This is a genomic window from Streptomyces sp. NPDC058964, from assembly GCF_042741275.1.
Lineage (GTDB): Bacteria > Actinomycetota > Actinomycetes > Streptomycetales > Streptomycetaceae > Streptomyces.
This window is the reverse complement of sequence record NZ_JBHYKH010000573.1, coordinates 1-4,263: the sequence shown is the minus strand read 5'-3', so window position 1 is coordinate 4,263 and position 4,263 is coordinate 1. Positions and strand designations below refer to the sequence as shown.

Below are 4,263 nucleotides of genomic sequence, written 5' to 3'. Positions count from 1 at the left end.
GTGTGTGTGAGTGTGTCACACCCTGTGCGCGACCCCCCGCGTGATCTAGAGGGCGGGCGAGACCCCGGGCGCGCGGGGGGGGGCGGGGGGGGGCCCCCCCGGGGGGGCCGCCCGCCCAGGCCAGCGAGGCCACACCGAACACGGCCAGCCCGGACTGGAACACCCGCCGGCGCCCGAACCGGTCCGCCAGCGCGCCCGACGAGATCAGGAGGCTGGCCAGGACGAGGGTGTAGGCGTCAACGGTCCATTCGAGACTGCGCGTCCCGACGCCCAGGCCGCGCCCGATGGCGGGCAGACCCACGTTGACGATGGTGGTGTCCAGGCCCACCAGGAACATGCTCAGGCAGCAGACGGCCAGCACCGTCCATCGTCTGCGCGCGCTGAGCAAGGGCTGAACAGGGTGAGTCGTCGTGGTCACGGTCTGCCTCTCGGGTCCGGGAGCGTCTGCCGGAAGACTCGGTCCGGACGACGAGCACTGCCCAGGAATTTTGCGAAGGCCGCAAAACGGAGGCCTCAGAATGGGAGGCGTGGACGCTGAACTGGAACAGATACTCGACTCCATCGGGCCACGGCTGCGCGCGCTGCGCCGGGACCGTGGACTCACGCTGGAAGCGCTGGCGGCTACGACCGGGATCTCCGTGAGCACGCTGTCCCGTCTCGAGTCGGGCATCCGGCGCCCGACCCTGGACCTGCTCATCCCGCTCGCACGGGCCCATCGCGTCGCACTCGACCAGTTGGTGGCGGCACCGGCCAGCGGTGACCCTCGAGTACATCTCGAGCCCCTGCGCAAGGGGCACGGCAGCGTGCTCGTGCCGTTGACGCAGTACCCGGGCCGGGTGCAGGTGTTCAAGCAGGTGCTGGCTCCCCGTGAGCCGAGGCTGGTGACCCACGCCGGTTACGAGTGGCTCTACGTCCTCGCGGGCGAGTTGCGTCTCATCCTCGGCGACAGCGAACTCACCCTCCGCCCGGGTGAAGTGGCCGAGTTCGACACCGGACAGCCGCACTGGTTCGGTCCGGCGGACACGAGCCCCGTGGAGATCCTCCACCTGTTCGGACCGCGCGGCGACCAGGCCGTCGTCCGCGCCCGGCCGGCCACGACGCCCTGACCCACGGCCATCACGCCCCGCCCGCGTCCGACAAGGTGGCGAGCGCCTGCCCGACTCGGCCGAGGGCGGCCTCGACCTCGGCGGTCGTTCCGGTCTCGACCGGCCGAGGCAGGTACTGGACCGGGATCTGGAGGGCCGGCCACCGGTGGCAGAGTTCGGCCGCGGCGATGTCCCGGGGCCTGCGGCCGCCCGTTCCCGGCTCCGGCGGCAGACGGTGAAGCCGTCCGAGTCGAGGGGAACCAGGTCGGCGAGGTCGAGCACGGCGGGGCCGGTCCGGCAGTTGCCCCGGTCGATCAGTCAGGCGCGCCGGCCGTGAACGAGGACGTTGCCGGGGTGGACGTCACCGTGCGGCAGCGTGGGGGTCAGCCTGCTCAGGGTGCGCCGTACGGCCGGGTGGACGGCAACGTGGGTGATCAGCGCGACGGCGCGGCAGCTCTCCGTGTGGATGCCGGTCGGGATCGTGGCCGTCCTCGCCGTGACGGCCCCGTGCGGCACGATCGCGACGGACCCGCACGGCGTCCGGTACGGGCTGCGCGCGGTCGCCGTGACCATCGGCGTCCGGCCGGCCTTCGGCTCCGCATGGTCCTGAGCGCGGGCATCGGCGCGGCCGGATACGTCGTCCTGGTCAACGCTCTGTGCCACGGGCGCGGTTCGGATTATCACCCGGGTCCTCCCTCGACGCGGTTGGTTCATTCCGATCAATGTCGTCACCCGATCGGGCAGCGGCAGCCCACGCCACCGGCGCCGTCGCCGTGAAAGAGGCCATGATCGGCTCTTGGTGATCGGGGTCTCCCACGGGCACTGGCACCCGTGCGCCCACCGCGTCGAACCCCGCCAACTGTCCTGAGAACGAGGCAGCGATGGCCCGCACTACGGCAGAGCAGGTGCGTACGGCTCTGGCGACCGCCTTCGCGGACTGCTGGCGCAGCGATGCGGGCGGTCTCGACGCCGTGGCCCGCTACGCGATCACCACACCCGGGAAACTCCTGCGCCCCCGGCTGCTGTGCCACACCGCCCTCGCTCTGGGCGGGCGCATGCAGACGGCCGTCCCCGCGGCGATCGGCCTGGAGGCCGCGCACGTCGGCAGCCTGGTGCACGACGACATCATCGACCACGACGCGGTGCGCCGCCGGCGGCCCGCCGTGCACCGGGCGTTCGGGGTCGAGACAGCGATCATCGCCGGAAACGCCCTGTACTTCAGGTGGTTCGCCGCGCTGGACGAGTGCGGGCGCAACGGGGCCACCGACCGGCAGATCGCCACGGCGATGCGCGTCCAGGCCCGGACCGGGACGGCGGTGTGCCGGGGAGCCGCTGCGGAGCTGGACATGGCCGGTTCGTTCCGCCACGACATCTCGGCCTATCTGGCGATGGCGCGAGGCAAGACCGGTGCGCTGATGGCCTGCGCCTGCCATGTCGGTGCGATCATGGCCGACGCGCCCGTCGAGCTGGCCGGGGCGGCTCGCCGCTACGGTGAGAGTCTGGGCCTGGCGTTCCAGATCCGCGACGACCTCCTCCCGTACACGGCGCCGCGGTCGATGGGCAAGCCGACGGACTCGGACCTGCGCAACCGCCGGCCGACCCTGCCCGTCCTGCTCGGTATGAAGATGTCCGACGACACCCAGAGGCAGATGCTGGAGGAGCTCCTCGCGCATCCGGAGCCCCACAGCCGGGCGCGGCTGAGGGACCTGCTGCAGGCGAGCGGTGCGCTGGCCGCCGCGGACGCCATGGCCGTGGAGCATCTGGCCAACGCGCGTGCCGAGTTGAAGTACTTCCCGCACGGCCCGCACCGCGAGGAACTCGCCCTCCTCGCGAACTGAGATGATCACCGGGACCGTGCGAACTCATAGGTGGGGGAAATGACCGTTGTATTGCTCGTCGGTGTACTGGCACTCGTCATCGGCGGATGCGTCTGTGTGGTGTGGGCCGAACGCGGCGGTCCGCGCTGGGCCCGTGCCGTGGCGGCTGTGATGCTCGTCCTGGGGGAACTGCTGCACAGCGCCGAGAAGAGCCGGCGCCGCAGCGTGAAGCGGTCCGGCGACAGTGACTAGGCATCGGCCCGTCACAGCATGACGTGCTTGACCTGTGTGTAGTCGAGCAGCCCGGTGAGGGACAGATCGCTGCCGTAGCCGGAGTGACGGACACCCCCGTGCGGCATCTCCGACACCGTCGTGCCGTGCGTGTTGACCCAGACGATCCCCGTGCGCAGCGCACGGCCCGCGCGCATGGCCCGGTCGTGGTCGCGTGTCCAGACGCTCGCGGCGAGTCCCTGCGGTACGGCGTTCGCCATGTCGAAGGCCTCGGACTCGTCGGTGAAGGGCTGGACCGTGACGACCGGACCGAAGACCTCGCTCTGGACGATCTCGTCCTCCTGCCGGACGCCGGCGACCACTGTGGCCTGGTGGAAGAATCCGGGGCGGTCCGGCCGCGAGCCTCCGGTGACGACCTCGGCGTGGTCCGGGAGGGTTTCCAGCAGCCGGCGAACAAAGGTGAGCTGGGCCGCGTTGTTGAGCGGGCCGAAGTCGGTGTCCCGGTCGTCGGGGTCGCCGGGCACCTGCTGTGCGGCCCGCGCGGCGAAGGCGTCGAGAAAGGCGTCGTGGATCCGGTGGTGGACCAGGATCCTGGTGGCGGCGGTGCAGTCCTGGCCCGCGTTGTAGAAGGCCAGCGACGACAACTGCTCGACGGTGTCGCCGAGATCGGCGTCCTCGTGGATCAGCACGGGCGCGTTGCCGCCGAGTTCCAGATGGAGTCGCTGGTGGGGGGGGGGCGCGGGGGCGGGGGGGTGGGGTGGTGCGCGGGCGCTGTCCCCCCTCGCTCAACTAGCGCTCCCCTGCCGCCGGGCCCCCCGCGCCGGCCGCGCATTGCTGTCCTGCGCGGACGCTCCCGGTGAGGGCGACGAGCCGGACGGCGGGGTGGGCGACCAGGAGGCGACCGGTGTCACGGTCGCCGCAGACGACGTTGAGCACGCCGGGCGGCAGGTGCTCGGCGGCCAGCCGGGCCAGGAGCGTGGCCGAGGACGGTGTGGTGTCGGACGGTTTGAGGACGACGGTGTTGCCGGCGGCGAGCGCCGGGGCGATCTTCCACACGGCCATCATCAGCGGATAGTTCCACGGGGTGATCTGCGCGCAGACGCCGATCGGTTCACGGCGCAGTACGGAGG

Annotated in this window: 5 protein-coding genes and 1 pseudogene; 3 read left to right on the top strand and 3 right to left on the bottom strand. The window is 71.7% G+C overall.

The genetic code is table 11. The features are described from left to right. Positions 1 to 418: MFS transporter (locus ACFW2E_RS40530; protein WP_384475205.1), on the bottom strand; the 418-nt coding region annotated here is incomplete at its 3' end. Between the two features lie 100 nt (positions 419 to 518). Between ACFW2E_RS40530 and ACFW2E_RS40525 the strand changes: the two genes are divergently transcribed. Then, complete coding sequence (locus ACFW2E_RS40525; RefSeq protein ID WP_384475202.1) at positions 519 to 1,106, top strand: helix-turn-helix domain-containing protein; 588 nt, start codon at positions 519 to 521, stop codon at positions 1,104 to 1,106. Positions 1,107 to 1,403: 297 nt separating this feature from the next. On the opposite strand, the gene ACFW2E_RS40520 is transcribed toward ACFW2E_RS40525, so the two are convergent. Beyond that, entirely contained in the window at positions 1,404 to 1,748 is a 345-nt protein-coding gene (locus ACFW2E_RS40520) for a hypothetical protein (protein ID WP_384475199.1), read from the bottom strand. Between the two features lie 218 nt (positions 1,749 to 1,966). On the opposite strand from ACFW2E_RS40520, the gene ACFW2E_RS40515 reads away from it, so the two are divergent. Together ACFW2E_RS40515 and ACFW2E_RS40510 are read left to right on the top strand one after the other, a co-directional pair. Then, a complete protein-coding gene (locus ACFW2E_RS40515) occupies positions 1,967 to 2,923 on the top strand; it encodes a polyprenyl synthetase family protein (RefSeq protein WP_384475196.1) in 957 nt (318 codons plus the stop codon). Positions 2,924 to 2,962: 39 nt separating this feature from the next. Continuing rightward, positions 2,963 to 3,154 (top strand): hypothetical protein, encoded by a 192-nt coding sequence (locus tag ACFW2E_RS40510; protein WP_384475193.1) that lies wholly within the window; start codon positions 2,963 to 2,965, stop codon positions 3,152 to 3,154. 11 nt (positions 3,155 to 3,165) lie between these two features. Here ACFW2E_RS40510 and ACFW2E_RS40505 read toward each other — a convergent pair. Beyond that, positions 3,166 to 4,263 (bottom strand): annotated as a pseudogene (locus ACFW2E_RS40505) (aldehyde dehydrogenase family protein); the annotation flags it as partial.